Annotated in this window: 20 protein-coding genes; 15 read left to right on the top strand and 5 right to left on the bottom strand. The window is 65.6% G+C overall.

Annotation, left to right across the window (positions count from 1 at the left end):
- Window positions 1–15: 15 nt before the first annotated feature.
- A complete protein-coding gene (locus tag G453_RS0113905; RefSeq protein ID WP_027191550.1) occupies window positions 16–489 on the bottom strand; it encodes a hypothetical protein in 474 nt (157 codons plus the stop codon).
- 184 nt (window positions 490–673) lie between these two features.
- Here G453_RS0113905 and G453_RS0113900 point away from each other — a divergent pair, with 184 nt between their 5' ends.
- Entirely contained in the window at window positions 674–1,405 is a 732-nt protein-coding gene (locus G453_RS0113900; RefSeq protein ID WP_027191549.1) for a substrate-binding periplasmic protein, read from the top strand.
- Window positions 1,406–1,523: 118 nt separating this feature from the next.
- Here the strand turns inward: G453_RS0113900 and G453_RS0113895 are convergent, their stop codons facing one another.
- Together G453_RS0113895 and G453_RS0113890 are read right to left on the bottom strand one after the other, a co-directional pair.
- Window positions 1,524–2,252, bottom strand: coding sequence for a polyphenol oxidase family protein (locus G453_RS0113895; protein ID WP_027191548.1), 729 nt, complete (start codon window positions 2,250–2,252; stop codon window positions 1,524–1,526).
- Window positions 2,253–2,627: 375 nt separating this feature from the next.
- Window positions 2,628–3,200, bottom strand: coding sequence for a 5-formyltetrahydrofolate cyclo-ligase (locus tag G453_RS0113890; RefSeq protein ID WP_027191547.1), 573 nt, complete (start codon window positions 3,198–3,200; stop codon window positions 2,628–2,630).
- An 86-nt stretch (window positions 3,201–3,286) separates the two neighbouring features.
- Here G453_RS0113890 and G453_RS0113885 point away from each other — a divergent pair, with 86 nt between their 5' ends.
- The 6 genes from G453_RS0113885 (at window position 3,287) to G453_RS0113860 (ending at window position 8,476) form a co-directional block, all read left to right on the top strand.
- The gene (locus tag G453_RS0113885) at window positions 3,287–3,982 is read left to right on the top strand and encodes a metallophosphoesterase family protein (protein WP_027191546.1); all 696 of its coding nucleotides are present in this window, start codon (window positions 3,287–3,289) and stop codon (window positions 3,980–3,982) included.
- The gene (locus G453_RS0113880; protein WP_027191545.1) at window positions 3,979–4,740 is read left to right on the top strand and encodes an exodeoxyribonuclease III; all 762 of its coding nucleotides are present in this window, start codon (window positions 3,979–3,981) and stop codon (window positions 4,738–4,740) included. Before G453_RS0113885 ends, G453_RS0113880 begins: the two co-directional genes overlap by 4 nt.
- 36 nt (window positions 4,741–4,776) lie before the next feature.
- On the top strand, window positions 4,777–5,706 hold the full coding sequence (locus G453_RS26430; protein ID WP_051272425.1) for a C40 family peptidase: 930 nt from the start codon (window positions 4,777–4,779) through the stop codon (window positions 5,704–5,706).
- A gap of 81 nt (window positions 5,707–5,787) precedes the next feature.
- Window positions 5,788–6,981 (top strand): BaiN/RdsA family NAD(P)/FAD-dependent oxidoreductase, encoded by a 1,194-nt coding sequence (locus G453_RS0113870; RefSeq protein WP_084502350.1) that lies wholly within the window; start codon window positions 5,788–5,790, stop codon window positions 6,979–6,981.
- A gap of 52 nt (window positions 6,982–7,033) precedes the next feature.
- Complete coding sequence (locus G453_RS0113865; protein WP_027191543.1) at window positions 7,034–8,218, top strand: ATP-binding protein; 1,185 nt, start codon at window positions 7,034–7,036, stop codon at window positions 8,216–8,218.
- A gap of 3 nt (window positions 8,219–8,221) precedes the next feature.
- A complete protein-coding gene (locus G453_RS0113860; RefSeq protein WP_027191542.1) occupies window positions 8,222–8,476 on the top strand; it encodes a hypothetical protein in 255 nt (84 codons plus the stop codon).
- A 156-nt stretch (window positions 8,477–8,632) separates the two neighbouring features.
- On the opposite strand, the gene G453_RS26425 is transcribed toward G453_RS0113860, so the two are convergent.
- Window positions 8,633–9,802, bottom strand: coding sequence for a two-component system sensor histidine kinase NtrB (locus G453_RS26425; RefSeq protein WP_051272423.1), 1,170 nt, complete (start codon window positions 9,800–9,802; stop codon window positions 8,633–8,635).
- A 173-nt stretch (window positions 9,803–9,975) separates the two neighbouring features.
- On the opposite strand from G453_RS26425, the gene G453_RS0113850 reads away from it, so the two are divergent.
- The 8 genes from G453_RS0113850 (at window position 9,976) to G453_RS0113815 (ending at window position 16,966) form a co-directional block, all read left to right on the top strand.
- Window positions 9,976–11,067: a BMP family ABC transporter substrate-binding protein gene (locus G453_RS0113850; RefSeq protein ID WP_027191541.1), complete on the top strand. Its 1,092-nt coding sequence runs from the start codon at window positions 9,976–9,978 to the stop codon at window positions 11,065–11,067.
- 63 nt (window positions 11,068–11,130) lie between these two features.
- On the top strand, window positions 11,131–11,781 hold the full coding sequence (locus tag G453_RS0113845; RefSeq protein WP_027191540.1) for a type I phosphoribosyltransferase: 651 nt from the start codon (window positions 11,131–11,133) through the stop codon (window positions 11,779–11,781).
- A gap of 5 nt (window positions 11,782–11,786) precedes the next feature.
- A complete protein-coding gene (locus tag G453_RS0113840) occupies window positions 11,787–13,295 on the top strand; it encodes an ABC transporter ATP-binding protein (RefSeq protein ID WP_235731767.1) in 1,509 nt (502 codons plus the stop codon).
- Entirely contained in the window at window positions 13,292–14,308 is a 1,017-nt protein-coding gene (locus G453_RS0113835) for an ABC transporter permease (protein ID WP_027191538.1), read from the top strand. The genes G453_RS0113840 and G453_RS0113835 overlap by 4 nt, the downstream gene beginning before the upstream one ends.
- A 161-nt stretch (window positions 14,309–14,469) precedes the next feature.
- Window positions 14,470–15,636, top strand: a complete 1,167-nt coding sequence (locus tag G453_RS24115; RefSeq protein WP_051272422.1) for a PAS domain-containing sensor histidine kinase — start codon at window positions 14,470–14,472, stop codon at window positions 15,634–15,636.
- Window positions 15,633–16,253, top strand: coding sequence for a response regulator transcription factor (locus G453_RS24110; protein ID WP_043645843.1), 621 nt, complete (start codon window positions 15,633–15,635; stop codon window positions 16,251–16,253). The genes G453_RS24115 and G453_RS24110 overlap by 4 nt, the downstream gene beginning before the upstream one ends.
- A gap of 195 nt (window positions 16,254–16,448) precedes the next feature.
- Window positions 16,449–16,598, top strand: coding sequence for a hypothetical protein (locus G453_RS28070; protein WP_156920938.1), 150 nt, complete (start codon window positions 16,449–16,451; stop codon window positions 16,596–16,598).
- The gene (locus G453_RS0113815) at window positions 16,595–16,966 is read left to right on the top strand and encodes a hypothetical protein (RefSeq protein ID WP_027191537.1); all 372 of its coding nucleotides are present in this window, start codon (window positions 16,595–16,597) and stop codon (window positions 16,964–16,966) included. Before G453_RS28070 ends, G453_RS0113815 begins: the two co-directional genes overlap by 4 nt.
- Window positions 16,967–17,029: 63 nt before the next feature.
- Here the strand turns inward: G453_RS0113815 and G453_RS0113810 are convergent, their stop codons facing one another.
- On the bottom strand, window positions 17,030–17,263 hold the full coding sequence (locus G453_RS0113810; RefSeq protein WP_043645841.1) for a hypothetical protein: 234 nt from the start codon (window positions 17,261–17,263) through the stop codon (window positions 17,030–17,032).
- Window positions 17,264–17,361 lie beyond the last annotated feature (98 nt).

The following is a 17,361-nucleotide window of genomic DNA, read 5'->3' as shown; positions in this document are numbered from 1 at the left end:
CAAGCGAAAGTCGCGTTACGGTTGCGACAGGCAATTCGCACAGGGCCTGATGAGGCTCACGCGGTTGGCCTGCTCGTATGTTGTTTTCGACTCGAACAGAGGAATGGCGGCTGCGCGGAACAGTTCACCGTAGGGAGTTGAGGCCTGCGTGAAGCTCAGTGCGGCGATGAACTGGCGGTCGGCCTGGGCCACCTGCTCCAACGTGGGCTTGGATAAGGAATAGCCGGGGGAGAGGTCGTGCTCGCGGCAGGCGGCGTCCACGCAGTCGATGGCCGGAGTGCCCAGGGGCGTGGCGTTCACGCCGCACCAGTTGCCGTACTGCGGCACGAGCGAGGCGATGTTGGAGACCAACGCCGCCGGGTTGGAACCGGTGGTCTGGAACAGCTGGTCGTAGATGGCCAGTTGCTGCTCCAGGGTGGTGACCTGGGCGAAGCAAAGCCCCGGAAAAACAAACGCCACGAGGAGAGGGAGGAGAAGAAATGGATTCATGGCATTCTTATGTTTCTTTTCCCAAATTTGATCAAGGCCGAAACAGCCCGCAGGCCCGCGCAGAGTGCATCAAGCTTCAGAGGAAAGGGAAAAACACGTTGCCCGCCAGGACCAACGGTCCTATATAATGAGCATATGCCTCTTCATGAAGAAACAGACATCTCCAGCAAATGATAATCTGAAAATGCACGCCGTATTTGCCATAGCTCTGATTCTTCTCACAGCGTTCCCGGCACGGAGCGAGCCCATCGAATTCTATTACCCGGAGCGCCCGCCTTACAGCTACACTCAGGACGGCAAACCCACGGGATTGCTTATTGAACTCAGCCGGGACGTCCTCTTCAAGGCCGGGATCGAGGCCACCTTCACGGAAATGCCCGCTCCTCGTATGTTTGCGGAACTGCAACGCGATGACGTCCAGTGCTGCCTTGTCGGCGCCCTCAAGGTGCCCGGCAGGGAGGCTTACGGGGTATTCACGCGGCCCATCTTCGAGGACAGCCCCCTGGTGGCCCTGGTTCTCGCCAAAAATCAAAAACTGTTCGCGGGCAAACACAGCTTCGTGGAACTCGCCACCAACAACAATCTCAAGCTGGGCCTCATCGCGTCCTGGTCCTACGGGGAACACGTCGATGGCGTTATCAAGAAACACAACACCCAGGTGACGCACATTCCGACGCCCACGCAACAGGGGCTCATGCTGGCCACCGAACGTTTCCAGTACACCCTGACCAGGGAATCGGAAGTCGACGAGATCATCAGGCTCTCCGGCAGGCAGAAGAAGGACTTCCTGGTCATGCCGCTCTCCGACCTCAACGAACGCAGGGAGCGCTTCATCTTCTGCGGGAAGGGAGTGCCCACTGAAGTGATCGAACGGATCAACGCCGCCATCGACGCAGTGCGTGCAGGGAGCGAGTGATCCCTGGCGCAGACGCACAGAGCAAGGCATGCTGCCCGACAATTGGGCCGCCATCCGGCCTGAAGAAACCGACGACGTGGCAATGTCGCCCCCGAGGCGACTTTCACGGTTCCCGCCCTCACTCCATCCAGATCAAACTGGCCTGCCTGCCCGACTGGGCCTTGTCCCTCCTATAGGAATGGAACGCCCTGAGGCTGTGGGTGCACAGGTCCAGGCCGAAGATGCGCTCGCGCCTGAGTCCGGCGGCCAGGAGCTGCGCCACGGTGAGCTGCCACAGGTTCACGGTCTGGGTGGCCGGGTCGAAGTGTTCGCGGAATCCGGCCCCGAACTCGGCCTCGAAGTTGGTGAACTGGCTGGCGGACGGCCCCAGGCTCGGGCCGCGCACGGCCATCAGCTCCTCGGGCTTCAGGCCGTATCGTTCGCAGAAAGCCGCAACGCCCTTCTGCGGAAACTCCAGCACGTTGCCGCGCCAGCCCACGTGCAGCCCGGCCACGAAGCGTCCGCTCTCGTGCGCCAGCAAAATCGGCTGGCAGTCGGCGGTCTTTATCACCAGCGCCTTTCCGGGCTGGCTGGTGGCCGAGCCGTCGGCCAGGAGGCTTGACGGCTCGCCCGAGCCCACGGCCCCCGGCTCGAACACAATGTCCGTGCCGTGCACCTGTCGCAACGAATGCCAGGACCAGAAGCCCAGGTCCGCCTGGAGCGACTCCCGGTTGGCCTGCACAGCTGCCGGGTCGCACTCCACATTATAGGAGATGTTGCCCCGGTCCGGGCCGCTCATGGCGGTGGTGAAGGCCGCGCGAACGCCGGGCAGGCCTGGGAAACTGAACGGTATCACCGTGACTGACATGCCTTGCTCCTCATTGACAGATGCCTCCGGCGGGCAAAGAGGGCTTCGCCCTCTCTGCACTCTCCAGCCAGGGGCCAAAGTGGATCATCCCCCTGGCCCTGAAAGTAGCTTCACGTACTTGTCGGCGGCTGGGGGCTGCTCCGTCTGTGCCCTGCGCGGCGGGCTCGAACCGATTTGAAGACGATTCGTCGCCCGCCGCGCAAGACACGACCGTTACAGCCCCCAGCCGCCGCCGAAATTCCATTCTATCGCGCCAACCCGCGAAGCCCACTAAAAGTTTTTGAAGGAGAGTCCAGAGAGGAAACTTTTTTCCAAAAAGTTTCCTCTCTGGCCGCCGGAGGCATCCTCTGCCTTCCCTTCTTCTCTATCTCTTAATCACACCCGAATAATCTCTTCATCCGTCACCACAACGTGCACCGGCCGGTCCCAGGGGTCCACGGGCAGCGCGTCCACCACCTGGAAGCCGTGCGCCAGCCCGACCAGAAACGTATCAGCGAACTCCGGCCCGGCCAGCAGGCGGTCGTAATACCCCTGGCCGAAGCCCAGCCTGCCGCCGCGCCGGTCGAAAGCCACGGCGGGGATGAGCGCCGCGCCGGGCAAGAAATCATCCAGGGCCGGACACAACTCCGGGTGCGGCTCCGGAATGCCATACGCGCCGGGGGCCAGCTGCGACAGGCAGGTGACGCAGGCCACGTCCAGGAGCCCGGCCTGGCCGGGGCGGCAGCGCGGTGCCAACACCCGCACGCCGCGCCGATACAGCGCGTCCAGCAGCGCGGTGGTCTCAACCTCGCCGCCAAAGGCCAGATAGACAAGCACCTCGCGGGCCTGCTGCCAGGCGTCGAGGGTTTCCACAAGGGCGGCGACGCGCAGGCTGGCCGCGCGCACGTCTGCGGGCGCGAGGGCAGAGCGCCGGGCCAGCATGGCCTTGCGCAAAGTCGACTTGTCCATCGTGTGGGGGGGCGCGTTGTGAGGCATCGCGTTCCATGCTAGCAGGCAACCGAGCAGCCGAAAAGAACCTTTGCACCGGAGCGCCCATGCCCAGCGACACCCCCTACTGGATCGCCTTCGGCGACATTCACGGCCATGTGAACCGGCTTTCGGACATACCCGAGCTGCCGGGTGCCGCTGGCGTCATCATCACGGGCGACCTGACCAATCGGGGCGGGGTCACGGAGGCGGCGCGCGTGGTCGAGGCCGTGTCGGCCATCAACCCGCGCGTCATGGCCCAGATCGGCAACATGGACTATGAGCCGGTGCAGGTCTGGCTGGACGAGTCAGGCCGGGGCATCCACGCGCACGCAGTGGAGCTGGCTCCGGGGCTGGGCCTTATGGGCGTGGGCTGGTCCAGCCCGACGCCCTTCGGCACGCCGAGCGAGGCCCCGGACGGCCAGCTGGCCGAGTGGCTGGAAGAAACCTATGAGAAGGCCAGAAAGTTCAAGCACCTGATTCTGGTGTCGCACACGCCGCCCCACAACACCACGGCGGACGTGGTCGGGCCTGGAACGCACGTGGGCTCGAAGGCTGTGCGCGCCTTCATCGAGCGGGTTAAGCCGGAGCTGTGCATCACCGGGCACATCCACGAGGCGCGCGGCACGGACATGATCGGCGAGACGCTGGTGATAAATCCTGGCGATCTGGCCTCGGGCGGCTACGTGCTCGTCGGGTTCAAGGGCGGCAAGGTCACGGGAGAACTTCGGATAATGGACACAGGGGAGCGCCGGGGCAAATGATTCTGTATTCGTGGAACGTGAACGGCCTGCGGGCCACGGCAGGCAAAGGTTTCAACGAGTGGCTCCAGTCATCAGGGGCCGACGTGGTGGGCATCCAGGAGACCAAGCTCCAGAAGGACCATGAGGCAGGCTTCTCGCAGGTTCCCGGCTACACGGTGAACTTCCTGTCCAGCACGGTCAAGAAGGGCTATTCCGGCGTGGGGGTGTACACCCGCCCCGCTCCGCTGGCCGTCAACGCGGAGCTGCCCGATCCGCAGTTCGGCGGCGAAGGGCGGCTTTTGCACCTGGAATACCCGGAGTTCCACTTCTTCAACGTCTACTTCCCCAACGGCCAGATGGGCCAGCACCGGCTGGACTTCAAGCTGGCCTACTACGAGGCCTTCCTGGCCCACGCCCAGGAGCTTCGCAAGCACAAGCCCATCGTGGCCTGCGGCGACTTCAACACCGCCCACACCGAGCTTGACCTGAAGAACGCCAAGTCCAACGAGAAGACCTCCGGGTTCCTGCCCGAGGAGCGGGCCTGGCTGGACCGGTTCATCGCCGCCGGATACGTGGACACCTTCCGCATGTTCGAGCCGGGCGGGGGCCACTACACATGGTGGGACTACCGCTTCCAGGCCAGGGCGAGAAACGTGGGCTGGCGCATCGACTACTTCTTCGTGTCCGAGGAGCTGCGCCCCAAGGTGGCCAGGGCCTGGATAGCCGACGAGGTCATGGGCTCGGACCACTGCCCGGTGGGATTGGAGCTTGCTATTTAGGCACGGCGCTTGCTTGAGAATCCCCAGAGGATTCCCATGGCCGTAGACGTGTCCGCCCATCTTTCAGCGCAATCCGCCGCCAGCGCGGCGGAGTCCGGCTTTCATCCGAGGCTCAGGCCCCGGTCCACGCGGGTGCGTGCGTTCGAAGACACGTTGGCCGAAACCCTGGCCAGCACGCCGACAGGTTCCGGGGGCGACGCCGGTACGTCCGCGCCATATGCCGCGAAAGCTCAAGCATCCCGGTTCCATGAGGTGCGCGGCCAGATACTGCTGACCACCCAGGCGGACAGCCGCACAAGCGGAAACGAAGTGCGCGGCAGGATAATCCTGCCCGCAGATGACGCCGTAAAGCCCCCCGATCAAGCTCCCGAAGCCGCCCCCCAGCCTGTTTCCTCACCCGCATCCGGGCCCGCGCCTGGGCCTGCGGCCAAGCCAGCCCAGTTCACGCCGGAAGAGGAATCCCTGCTGCACGTTGCCGCGCGCGTCAGCGCTCCGGCGCGCCGGAGCGCAAGCGCCAAGACGCCGTCGCGCGGCGATTCCCCCCCGGCCCAGGCAGCCGTTGCAGCGCAAGTCTCCCAACCCGGCCAGACTGGCCAGACCGGAGACCTGGAATCGCTCATCAAGACCGCCTCGGCGCAGCTGGGCAAGCGCTACTCCTTCGGCGGGGAGAGCCCGCGCCAGGGTTTCGACTGTTCCGGGCTCTCAAGCTACGTGTACTCCAGGAACGGGCTGGACCTGCCCCGCAGCTCCCGCGAGCAGTACTCCCAGGGCGCACCCGTGGAGCGCGACAAGCTCCGCAAAGGCGATCTGGTGTTTTTCGGGCGCAAGGGCGTCAACCACGTGGGAATTTATCTGGACGACGGCAAATTCATCCACGCCGCGTCCTCTGGCGGGGCCGTGAAGGTCGGCGACCTGGACGATCCGCTCTGGAACAAGCTCTACGCGGGGGCGCGGCGCGTCCTGTAGGCGTTTCCGGCCCGCCCTCTTGCGCACGCCCTTCTGCCCGGGACGGCCCCATGCGGCGCGCTGCTTGCCCCGCGCCCGGCTATGCCGTATCATGGCCGGATGTTAGGGTACGACGTCGTCATCATTGGTGCCGGAGCTTCCGGCCTGTTCTGTGCGCTCACCGCTGCCCGCAGGGGTTTGAGCGTGGCCGTCTTCGATCACAACGCCCAGACCGGCAAGAAGCTGAAAGTCACCGGCGGCGGCCGCTGCAACTTCGGCAACACCCACGTCGGCCCGGAAAACTTCCTGTGCGCCAACCCGCACTTCTGCGTGTCGGCCTTGAGCCGCTTCGGTCCGCTGGCCTTCAAGGAATTCCTGGAGCAGAACGGGCTCTCCAGCGTGGAGCAGGACCACGGCCAGCTCTTCTGCCGCGAGGGAGCCTTGAGCGTGGCCGAGCTGCTGGACAGGCTCTGCCGTCAGGCGGGCGTCCACTTCTACATGGACGTGCGCATAAAGAACATCGAGCGAACCGAGGAGTTCCGCGTCACCTACCCCGGCGGCACCGTGCCGGGGCGCAACCTCGTGGTGGCTGCGGGCGGTCTGGCCTGGCCCCAGGTGGGGTCATCCTGTTTCGGCTACGGCGTGGCCGAGACCTTCGGCATGGAGCTCGTGGAGCCGCGCCCGGCGCTCACGCCGCTGAACTTCGGCCCCGGCTGGCAGATGTCCACGCTGTCCGGCATCGCCGTGCCCGCGCGGGTCAGTTTCGGCTCCGCCAGTTTCGAGGACGCCCTGCTCTTCACCCACAAGGGACTGAGCGGCCCGAGCATCCTTCAGATTTCCAACTACTGGCAGCCCGGCAAGCCCATAAGCATTAACCTCGTGCCGAACGTCTCCCCCGAAGAGGTCATCAACAAGGCCAGGACCACCAAGTCCCAGGTGAAGACCATCCTCTCGCGGCTTCTGCCCGCGCGGCTGGCGGCTTCGGTCGTGCCGCCGGAGATGGGCGCCAAGCCCGTGGCCCAGCTGCGCAAGGAAGAGGCCGCGTGGCTCGTGAAGCGCCTCACCGCCTGGGAGGTCACCCCCAAGGAGCTGGCCGGATACAAGAAGGCCGAAGTGACGGCGGGCGGCGTGGACACCAAGGCCATCTCCTCCAAAACCATGGAGAGTCTGGCCGCGCCCAACCTGTACTTCATCGGGGAGGTCATGGACGTCACGGGGCAGCTTGGCGGATACAACCTGCACTGGGCCTGGGCTTCGGCCTTTGCCGCCGGGCAGTCCTTCAAGCTGCCGGAGTAACCGCGACAGCGACCGGCGCGGCGCGGTTTCCGCTCCCAGAGGAGACAAGGCCATGAACGGCGACATCCCGCTTGCCCGGCTGGAGTTCTTCCGCAAGGAAATCGGCCTGGACGAGACCAAGCTCACGGCCATCCGCCCCTACGCCGACAAGCTCTCCTCCCGCGCGCGCAAGGCCGGGGCCTATCTGGACGGCCTCTTCCGCAAGGTCGCGCCCCGCACCCGGATGGAGCTCACGCTCGAGTACTTCAACGGCACGCTCAGGGAGTTCTGGTTCCGCTGGTACTCCGAGCTGTGGACGCGCCCCTGGGACGACGAATTCCTCTCCGATCTGTGGCGCCAGGGCGTCTACTCCGCCCGGATGGGCATTGAGCTCCAGTACATGATGCTGGGCGAGGTCAAGTGCCGCCAGCTCTTCATCCGCGCCGTGCGCGAGGACGTGCCCCTGGACAAGCGCGGCCCCGTGGCCTCCGCCGTCAACGATCTTTTGGACCTGTGCCTCATGGTGCGCGTCAAGGGCCACGCCTCCTACAACTCCCAGTGCGCCGAGCCGCTTTTGCAGGGGTTGTTTCACCAGACCAGAAACCCCCTGACCATCATCGGCGGCACGGCCATGCGCCTCATGCGCTCGGGCGGGCCGGAGGTGAAGGGCATGGCCCAGGTGATCCTGGACGAGGCCCTGCGCCTGGAGCGCCTGACCCGCGACATATCCACCTACAACTCCCTGGAAATGGCCGAACCGACGTTCCAGGAAGTGCCCATCATCGCGTTCCTGGAGCAGGTGCTGGACGGGTTGGCTTCCGGGCCGGACTGGCCGGAGGGCATGCGGACAACGCTCGCCCTGGCCCCGGAGCACCCCGTGATCGAAGCCGACCCGGCGCTTCTCAAGGAGCTCTTCAAGGAAGTGCTGATGAACGCCATCCAGGCCATGCCCGCAACCGAGCGCAGCCTGTCCGTCACCTCCCGCGTGGATCAGGCCACGCCGTCGCACCTGAGCATCATAGTCCTGGGCTGCGGCGAACTCCCCAGGGGAGGCGAGGTGGACGAGTTGTTCCTCCCCTTCCATTCGACAAAACCACAAGGCACCGGCTTCGGCCTGGCCATCGCCAGGGCGGCGGCGCGCAAATGCTTCGGGCGCGTGACGCTGGAGCAGACCCCCGAAGGCGTGGCCTGCACCGTGAAGCTGCCCCTCAAGGGGCAGATCGACGGCACGGACCTTCAGACCCAACAGGATTTCTAGAATATGACTTCGAATTCGTGCGAGCACTATTCCCGGCAGTACGCCCAGTTCATTTCCAAGGAAGTCGTCAAGGAGGCAGCCGCCCACATCTTCGACGACCTGAGGCGGACGCTGGGCGCGTACCTGAAGAGGGACGAAGCTCCAGAAGGCTGCCGCGAACAGGCGGAGCGGGTGATGGAACTTCTCTCGGACGTGGAGTGCCGCTACTACAATGAGTTCAAGCTTCAGGACGTGTTCGACGAGGTGGTGGAGCGGTAGGATTCCCGACTATCGCAAGGTGAAGTCCACTCTGGATCAGGGGGCTTGTTGGGACGTCAGGAGAGCCTCCGGCGGCCAAAGGGGCGAGCCCCTTTGGAATCCCATATGGGTTCTGCGGGTTCGGCTGACTGTCGAGAAAAAGACGACGCTGAATGTCTAGGCTGGTTTCCCGGATTCCGGCAGCCGCACCAGGATGTGCGTGCCCTCTGCCTCGTCCGAGGTGAACGATATCTCGCCTTCGTGCGCGCGGGCGATCAATAAGGCGCTGTGCGCGCCAAGCCCCGTCCCGCCCATCTTGCCGCTGGTTACGTAGGGCTGGAAGAACTTCTCGCGGATTTCCGGCGGGATGACGCCCTTGTTGTGGATGTCGATCAGCACGAAGCCGTCCTCGTGCCTCACCCCCACGTTCACGGCCTCGCCGGGCGGCGACGCCTCCACCGCGTTCTTGATGAGGTTGGAGAGCATGTCGTCCAGGAAGGCTTCCTCCCCCTGGATGGTGCAGGCGGAAGGGCCGCCCTCTCCGACCTGCAAGTCGCAGGAATACCCCACCCGCTTCTCGTGCATGGCAGGCTCGAAGCGCTTGCCCAGGTCGTCCAGCAGCCTGGCCAGATCCACCGGAGCGGGCGTGACCTGATAGCTGCCCTCGTGGATGCGCAGCATGGCCTGCGAGTTGGCCAGCAGGTGGTTCATCTGCATGCCCGAATCGTGAATGAGCCGCGCCCACTCGCGCTGCTTCTCCGGCAGTGCCTTTTCCTCCAGCAGGAGCTTCGCGAACCCCACGATGCCCAGAAGCGGCGACTTGAGGTCGTGGCGGATGATGCGCTCCACGTCCTCGCGCAGCTTTTCGTAGCGCTTGCGCTCGGAGATGTCGCGGATGAAGGCCGCAAAAAAGAGGTCCGCGCCGCGCTTCCAGCTGGAATGCGTCAGCTCGATGGGAAACTCCGTGCCGTCCTTGCGAAGCGCCACGCTCTCGAAAGGCAGGTGGGGCTTAAGCGCCCTGCCCGCCCGGAGCGCCGCCTCGAAGCCCCGGTCGTGCATCTCGCGGTAGCGCTCCGGCATGAGCATCGCCACGTTGCGGCCCATTATTTCAGCCGGTTCGTACCCGAACAGGTTCTGCGCGGCCAGGTTCCAGAACACCACGCGCCCCCGGTCGTCCGCCGAGATGATGGCGTCCGGGGCGGACTGCGCCAGCGAAAGATATTCCTCGCGCAGGTCGTCCAGCATGCGCCGGAGCATCTGGCAATGGCGCTCCCGGCGCGACAGGTCTGCCACCTGCCCGCGCAGGTCGGTGATCTGCTTTTCAAGATCGCGTGATTCGTCGGCCATGTCCTCACGGTAAACCGCACGGGCATCTGTTACAAGATATTATGGCGCGCTGTCCCGGATTTTGGCCTAGCATGCACTCTGCATGACCGCGTCAACCGATTTACAATCAGGTCCAAATGCGGCATCTTTCGCTCGCGCAATCCGTCACAATCACATCCGCTCAAGGAGGCTTCATGCGCAGGCGCTCGCTCATCGTTCTCTGCTGTCTGGCGGTGCTCACCGCCCTGCCCGGACTGGCCCAGGCCGCCAAACTCAAGGTGGCTTTCGCCCTTCTCGGCACAATCAACGACCAGGGCTGGAACCACGCCCACTACGTGGGAATCGAGGACCTCAAGCGACAGCTGGGCGACAAGATCGAGGTGAGCTACACCGAGAACGTCCAGGCCGCCGACGCCGAGCGCGTGTTCCGCCAGTACGCCCAGGACGGCTACGACATCATCTTCGGCACCACCTTCGAGCACATGGACCCCATGCTCCAGGTGGCCAAGGACTTCCCCAACACCGCCTTCGAGCACTGTTCCGGCTACAAGCTGGCCCCCAACATGGGCAACTACATGGCCCGCATCGAGCAGGGCGAGTACCTCGTCGGCTACATGGCCGGCCTGATGGGCTATAACAACGTGGGCACCGTGGCCACCAACCCCATCCCCGAGCCCATCCGCGGCATCAACGGCTTCACCCACGGCCTGCTGCGCGGCCTGAAGGAATCCGGCGCGAAGTTCAACCCGGACAGCGTGAACACCGTGGTCTGGCTGAAGAGCTGGCGCGACCCCATCGGCGAAACCACCATGAGCGAAGCCCTGGTGCAGCGCGGCTGCACCCTGATCCGCCAGATGGCCGACACCCCCGACGCCTCCCTGGCCGCCTGCGCCAAGAACGTCCCGGCCATCGGCTACGGCGCGGACGCCGCCCAGTTCGGCGCGAAATGCGTGCTGGTCTCCACCATCTGGAACTGGGGCAAGTTCTACGTGGAGCTGGTCCAGGCCAAGCTCGACGGCAAGTGGAAGGCCGAGGAGCTCTACTGGGGCTTCGAAAAGGACGCCCTGAAGCTCTCCCCCTACGGCGACAAGGTGCCCGCGCCCATCCGCCAGAAGGTGGACGCCGAGCTTGACCTGATGAAGAAAGGCACCGACAACTCCTTCCTCGGCCCCATGGTCGCCCAGGACGGCAAGGTGATGATCCCCGAAGGCGCGCGCGCCTCCGTCAAGGAACTCTACACCATGCGCTGGCTGCTCAAGGGCGTGAACGGAAAGCTGCCCGAGTAACCGACCGAAACGACGTAAGGGACGGTCCGCCCGGACCGTCCCTTTTTCATGTCCGAGGCCCACATGACCTATGAACGCCCCGTGCGCGAGTCCGGAGAGAAATTCACCCTCGAGGTGGAAGGCTTGGGCTACGCCGTCCAGCTTCCCTGGGTATGGCTGCCCGCCGACAGCGGAGAAATCCGCATCGCCTCCCTGGACCTCGTCGGCCAGACCCGCCTGAACCGCGACCTGGGCCGCCTGCTGGCCGCCAAGCTGCGCCCGCTGCTGGCCGGAAAGAAGCGCGTGGCCATGCTCACCGCCGTGGAAAAGTCCCTGCAACTGGCCCAGGTGGTGGCCGAGGAGCTGGGCTTCGACGAGATCGCCGTGGCCCACAACCGGGTGAAGCCCCACATGGAACCCGCTCGCCGCCCCGTGCTCCAGGTGGGCGCGGACTCCATCACCAGCGGCGACAAATTTCTCGCACTCTACGAGCGCTCCCTGTCCATCGTGAACGAGGCCGCAGACGGCGTCATCCTGCTGGACGACGTGATCTCCACCGGGTCCACCATGCTGGCCCTCCAGGCCTTGCTGGAATCCTCCGCCCGCTTCGCGAATCTTCCCGCCGTCCCGCCGGTGCTGGCCATGGCCTGCGCCGCAGTGGAGGGAACCCCGGCGATCGAACCCGTGGTGAGCGTGGCCCAGCTGCCCGCGCCCATATTCCGGGCGCGCTCGTGAGTCCCGTGAGCCACGCGAGCGTCAGCCTGGAGCTCTCAGGCATCACCAAGCGTTTCGGCCCCACCGTGGCCAACGACAAGGTGAGCATCATGGCCCACGCGGGCGAGATCCACGCCCTGCTGGGCGAGAACGGCGCGGGCAAGTCCACGCTCATGTCCATCCTGTCCGGGCGCTACCACCCCGACGAGGGCGAGATACGCTTAAACGGCGAGGCCGTGCGCTTCGAGTCCCCTGCCGACGCCCTGCGCCGGGGCGTGGGCATGGTGCACCAGCGCTTCATGCTGGTGGACGCCTTCACCGTGACTGAAAACGTGGCCCTGGCGGCAGGCGGCGGCATGATCCTGGACCTTGAGGGCGAAGCAGCGCGCATCCGGGAACTCTCGGAGCGCTTCGGCCTGGAGGCCCATCCGGACCGCAAGGTCTGCGAGCTGTCCATGGGCGAGCGCCAGCGCGTGGAGATCCTCAAGCTCCTGCGCCTGGGAGCCCAGGTGCTCATCTTCGACGAGCCCACATCGGTGCTTACCCCAACCGAGATCGACAGCTTCTGCGAGGTGCTGCGCACGCTTCGCCGCGAAGGCCGCACCATCGTGTTCATCACCCACAAGCTGGAGGAGGCCCTGGAGCTCTCCGACCGCATCTCCATCCTGCGCCGGGGCAAGCTGGTGGCCCGCACGACCCCGACCGAAGCCGGGGGCAAGCGCAACCTGGCCCGCATGATGGTGGGGCGCGAGGTGATCTTCGCCATCGACAAGCCCCCCGTGCCCATCGGGCCGCAGGTGCTGGTGGTCAAGGGCCTGACCGGCGGCAACGAACCGGGCCGCCCGACGTTTCAGGACATCGACCTGGACCTGCGCCGGGGCGAGGTGCTGGCCGTGGTGGGCGTGGCCGGAAACGGCCAGACGGAGCTCACCGAGGCGCTGGCCGGGCTTGCCCCCTGCTTCGCCGGAAGCGTGGAGTTCGGCGGCACGACGCATCCGGGCGCGCTCTGGGCCAAGGCTCCCAAAGACGCCCTGGCCTACGTCCCCGAAGACCGCCACCACGAGGGCAGCATCCCGCCGCTGTCGCTCACCCACAACTTTCTGCTCACCCGCCTGAAGGACTTCACGCGCGGCATGCTGCTGGACTGGACCGGAGGCTCTGCCGCCACCCGCCAGGCAATAAAGCGCTTCGCCATCAAGGCCGAGGGGCCGGAGCAGGCCTCCGGGGAGCTCTCCGGCGGCAACCTCCAGAAACTTCTTTTGGCCCGCGAGCTGTCGCGCAGGCCCGAGGTGCTCGTGGTGCATCAGCCGACCCAGGGCCTGGACGTGGGCGCGTCCGAAGACGTGTGGCGAAGCCTGCTGGAGGCGCGCGAGCACGCGGGCGTGTTGATAGTCACCGGCGACCTCACCGAGGCCCTGACCCTGGCCGACCGCGTGGCCGTCATGTTTGCGGGCCGTATTCTTGGCGTGGTGGACGCAGCCGAGCCGGATCAGGTGGCGCGCATAAGCCCCATGATGGCGGGGGTGCGCCAATGAGCGGACGCACCAGCAAGATCGCGCTCTGGGCGCTGGCCCTGGCCATTCCCCTGCTGGCCGGAGCGGCCATCTTCGCGTTCATGGGGGCCAACCCCCTGACCGCCTACTCCGTGATGTTCGAGGGCGCTTTCGGCACCTGGGCGCGCTTCTCCGAGGTGCTGGTCAAGGCTTCGGCACTGACCCTGACCGGGCTGGCCGTGATCCTGGCCGCGCGCATGAACCTGTGGAACATAGGCTGCGAGGGACAATTGGTGATGGGCGCGATCTTCGCGTCGGGGTTTGCGCTCTGGCTTGGAAACACGCTGCCGTCGCTGATTCTTTTGCCGATACTCTTCCTTGGCGGCGCGGCTGGCGGCGCGGTCTGGGCCAGCGGTCCGGCGTGGCTGCGCTCGCGCCTTGGGGTCAGCGAGATCATCTCCACGCTGCTGCTCAACTACGTGGCCATAGCCCTGATGGAGCACATGTTTTTTGGCCCCTGGCGCGACCCGGCGGGCTTCGGCTTTCCCGGCACGGCCATCTTCGCAGACGCGGCGCACCTGCCGCGCTTCCCCGGAACCCGCGTGCATCCGGGCTTGATCTTCGGCCTTATCGGCGCGGGCCTGCTGGCCTGGGCGCTGGCCAAGACCCGCTGGGGCTTCGAGCTGACCGTCATGGGCCTTGGCCCCAAGGCTGCGGACTACGCGGGCATGGACGCCGCTAAACGCGGCTTCTGGGTGCTGATCTTAAGCGGAGCCATAGCGGGACTTGCCGGAATGGCCGAAGTGACGGCCATCCACCACCGCCTGCAACAGGGAGTGGCCGTGGGCTACGGGTACGACGGCGTGATCGTGGCCTGCCTGGCCCGGCTGCGGCCAGGGCTTGCTCCTGTCGGGGCCGTGGTGCTGGCGGCGGTGCTGGTGGGCGGCGAATATTTGCAGACCAGGATGCGCCTGCCCTCGGCGGCCAGCCTGGTCATCGAGGCGGCGCTTCTTTTCAGCCTGCTGTGGCTCCAGACCAGAACGGCGAAGCGTTAATGACGCGCGGGCGAGGCTCTCTCAAAGATCATTCACACGATTTACGAACCTAACCCGACAGAACCATTTATTTTATTTTTGAAAATATATTCATGTTTTCAAAAACGCGACACGAGATCATCCGGCCTTGCTTTCCCGCTCGCGCTGCAAGATGATGCCCCATGACCCGTTCGCACTGCGTCTCCCGGAGAAGGCTGCGCCCCCTGGCCCGCCTTCGCCGGGAGCTTGAGACCTTCCGCACCGTCGCGGACTTCACCTACGACTGGGAAATCTGGCTCGACCCGACCGGCGCGGCCCGCTACGTCTCGCCCTCCTGCCGGCGCATCACGGGCTTTGAGCCCGGCGAAGTCCTGTGCGACCCGCTCTTCTTCCACCGCATCATCCACCCGGACGACCTGCCCGGCTGGCTCGCGGCCATGCGCGACAGCCGCGAGAAAGCAGCCCCCTCGCTGGACTTCCGCATCATCCGCAAGGACGGCACAGAGGCCTGGCTGGCCCAGGAGACCACCCGCGTGCTCTCCCCGGCGGGCATCCACCAGGGGCTTCGGCTCTCGCTTCGCGACGTCACGGAGCGGGTGGAGGCCCAGCGCGCCCTGCGGGAGGCGCGCGAGCTGCTCGAAGAGCGGGTGCTCGCGCGCACCAGGGACCTGGAGCTCTCCCGGGAACGTTACAGGGCGCTTTCCGCCTACCTCCAGGAGCGCATCGAGGAGGAACGCACCCGCATCTCCAGGGAAATCCACGACGAACTCGGGCAGAACCTCACCGCCCTGAACATGGGGCTCTACCGCCTGGAAAAGGGCGCGGCCGGACGCGATCCCGAGGCCGCGCGCCATCTGGCTGGACTCAAGGAGCTGGTGGCGGCCACACTGGAGAGCGTGCGCCGCATCTCGCGCGAGCTGCGCCCCCCCATCCTTGACGAGCTGGGCTTCGGCGAGGCCGTGGCCTGGAGGGCGCGCACCTTCCGGGAAAGCACCGGCATCGCCGTGGACGTGAAACCCGGCAGGCCGCCCAGGCTTTCGCCTGATGCGGCCACGGCACTCTATCGGGTGTTGCAGGAAGCCCTGACCAACGTAGCCCGCCACTCCGGCGCTGACCGGGTGGTTGTCCGCCTTGAACGCAGCCGGGAGTCCTTCATCATGACCATCGCCGACGACGGGCGCGGCATCTCGACCCAGGCGCTGGAGTCGCCGGATTCCTTCGGCATCATCGGCATGCGCGAGCGGGCGCGCTCCGTGGGCGGCGAAATGGACATCGCTGCTCGCGAGGGTGGAGGCACTTCCGTGTCCGTGCGCCTGCCGCTTCCCGCCGGACGCAGGAGGAAGCCGTGAACATCCTGGTCGTGGACGATCACGCCGTGGTTCGGCGCGGCACCATGGACATCATGGCGGACATGCCCTTTGACTGCCGCTTCACCGAAGCGGCCAGCGTGGCCGGGACGCTTCGCGCCCTGGAGGCTGGCGACTTCGACCTGGCGGTCCTGGACATCTCCCTGCCCGACGGCAGCGGCCTGGACCTCCTGGAACACATGACCAGCCATCGCCCCGGCCTGCCGGTCATCGTGCTCAGCATGCACCAGGAGGCCGAATACGCCAGACGAGCCCTGAGCCTTGGCGCGAAGGGCTACCTGGGCAAGAACTCCGCCCCGGAGGAGCTCTCCGAAGCCCTGTCCGTGGTCATGGACGGCGGCGTCTACGTGAGCGCCTCGCTCGTTGCGGACCTGTCCACCGGGCGCGGAAGACACGGGGCCTTGCCCGGGCTCTCCCCCAAGGAGGCCGAGGTGGCCCGCCGCCTGGGGTCGGGGGAAAAACTCACGGACATCGCCCGCGACATGGGAGTAAGCGTCAAGACGGCCAGCACCTACCGGGCCAGGGCCATGCGCAAGCTCGGGGTGTCCACCACGGCCGCGTTCATCCGCCTGCTCATCGAAACGGAAGGCTCCCGCTAGTGTTGCGTCTCCACAAACCGTCCATACGGATTCTCAGGGCAAACTTCCAAAACCATTGATTTTAATTATGAAAAACATATTCATGTTTTTCATAATCCGACACGTGTCCGCAATACCCGCCTTGTCGGACTAGTCCGACAACGTTGACCCGCCGCGCCCGCACGGTATGCTGCCCGGAAAACAGGGAGGCAAGCCATGGAGCGCATCCTTCCGGGGCTTCTTCTGGCAGGGCTCGGCGTCGCGGCGGTTCTCATGGTGCTGGCCGCGCTGGCCAGCCACTGGCGGGGGAAGGAACTTCCCCGAGACTTCGATTTCACGCACTACAAACGGATAGAGCACAAATGAGCGACATGGAGGATCTCGACTTCAGGGCCTTCGATCCGCCGTTCCTGGGCATTCCCGACGAGGCGCGCTTTTCGGGCAAGGCCTTCTGCGCGCGGGGCCGGTTCGTGGAGGTGTTCCTGGACATGGAAGGGGCGACCGTGCGCAACGCGGGGTTTCTCACGGACATCCCCCACGAAGGCATGCTGTGCGCCTCGTTCTGGTGCGAGGCCGTGGTCGGCATGGACACCCACGCCATGCGCGCCATGACCGAGGCGGACATCCTCGCGAAGTTCCCGCCCGGCTTTCCGCCCCCGCACGAGACCGCGCGCCTCTGCCTGGAGGCCGGACGCCTGGCCGCCATGAACGCTGAGGGCAACACCGGTCGCTGACCCTGGCCGCTCCCCTCCGTCCAAGGCGTTCAACCGTCCGGGACACGCGCCTTCCCGGTCAGGTTAATAATAGCGCCAGCCTCCGGACGCCTCGCGGAATTCCTCGTCCATCTCCTCGGAGATTCCCACGCGCAGTTCCTTGTCTCCCTCGGCCTGGGTGACGTTCTTGGCCGGGTCCAGGCCCTGGTCCAGGGCGGACTGCTCCCAGTGGGCGCGGACATTGGCGGCAGCGGCGGCGATTTCGGCTTCGTTGCCGGGCTTTTTCAACCAGCGGGCGACCCAGATCCAGGTAGTCATGGCGAGCCTCCTGTGTATGAAATGCATGGTCGGGATTTGCCCAACAATAAGCCATCAGCGCCGCTGAAAGTCAATCCCGCCCTACTTGGAAAGTGCGG

Source organism: Fundidesulfovibrio putealis DSM 16056, from assembly GCF_000429325.1.
GTDB lineage: Bacteria > Desulfobacterota > Desulfovibrionia > Desulfovibrionales > Desulfovibrionaceae > Fundidesulfovibrio > Fundidesulfovibrio putealis.
This window is presented reverse-complemented; position numbering and strand designations above follow the sequence as displayed.